Raw genomic sequence first — 1,431 nt, forward strand, 5'->3', positions numbered from 1 at the left:
GGGTTAGCTGGTGGGTTCGGGGGTGGGCAGGGCGGCGGCTTCCAGCGCGGCGGCCAGGTGGCGGGTGCGCTGGGGGCCGCCGGTGGCCCCGCCCGCCAGGACCACCCGCGGCGCGGGCGTGCCGGGTGCGGCAAGGCGGGCGGCCAGGTGGCAGGCGAGGGTTCCGGCGCCGGTGAACCCGGCCAGCAGCAGCCGGGCGGTGACCAGGGCCGCCAGCGCGCCCGGCACACCGCCGGCGGCGGTGGTGGTGCGCCCCGTCAGCACGAGCAGTTCCTCCTCGCCGCGGTAGGTGCGGGCGAGCAGGTCGTAGCAGGCGGCCGGGGTGCCCGGCGGGGGAACCAGCACGATGGTCCCGGCCTGCTCGCGGGCGGCCGGACGCAGCCGCACCAGCGGGCCCTGCCCCCCGGCGGGAGCGGGGGCGGGGGCGGGGCGGGGTGCGGTCGGGCAGCTGGTGCAGTACCTGGGCGAGGGTGGTGGTCTCGTCCGCCAGGCGGGGCAGGGTGCGCAGCAGCAGGGCGGTGTCCTCGAGCAGGAGGCGGGCGGTGCGGTCGTCGACCAGGGCCCGCTCCCAGACGGTGTCCAGGCGCAGGCCGCCGCCGCTGTCGTGGCGGGCGAGCAGGGCCAGCGGCTGGCCGGGGCTGGCCGGCACGGCGGCGGGGAAGCCGGCGTCGAGGCCGTGCGCGGCGAGCGTGCGGGCCAGGCCGTGAAGCGGGTGCGGGGGGTCTTCGAAGACGACGACCGTGGCCGCGGCGGGAGCCTCCGTCGCGGCGGCGGGGGTGGCGGGGTTCCAGGTGGGGATCCAGTCGGCGGGCAGCCATTCGTAGGCGGCCAGGTCCAGGGCGCTGTCGCGCAGGCGGCGCAGCAGGTGCGGGACGGTGGTGCGGGGGTCGAGGAGGACGGACACCGGCAGCGGGTTGCGCAGCGGGCCGGGCAGCGCCGCGGCGCCGTCCAGCCGGATGCCGCGGCCGGGCACGGTGACGGCGAAGGTGACCGGCCGCGGCCCGCTGCCGCCGCCCGCCCGGTACAGCAGCAGTGCCCATACCGCGTTCAGGGCGCTGCTTTCGGTGGTGCCCCAGGCGGCCGCCCAGCGGGCGAGGCGGGCGGTGTCGTCGGCGCTGAGGTTCAGGTGGTGGCGGCCCGTCCCGGTGGCCGGGAGCACGCCCGCGGGCCGCGGCAGGGCGGGCGGCGCCGGCGGCGGGGGGTGGGCGGTGAACAGGGCGCGGGCCGGGCCGGGGTCCTGGGCGGTCAGCCAGGCGGTGTAGTCGCGCAGGTCGGGGCGGCGTTCCCCGCCGGGCAGCAGGCCGTCGGCGAGGTAGGCGCGGTAGAACTGGCCGAGCAGCAGGTGGGCGCTGACGGTGTCGAGCAGGGCCTGGTGGTAGGTGACCACGATCCGCGCAGAAGGCACGGCGGCGGGGCCGGTGGTGGGGGCGG

At 79.7% G+C, this 1,431-nt stretch carries 1 pseudogene; it reads right to left on the reverse strand.

The annotated features are described in order from the left end of the window. A pseudogene (locus KBY47_RS36125) lies at positions 1–1,431 on the reverse strand (condensation domain-containing protein); the annotation flags it as partial.

Source organism: Streptomyces sp. B93 (assembly GCF_018070565.1).
Lineage (GTDB): Bacteria > Actinomycetota > Actinomycetes > Streptomycetales > Streptomycetaceae > Streptomyces.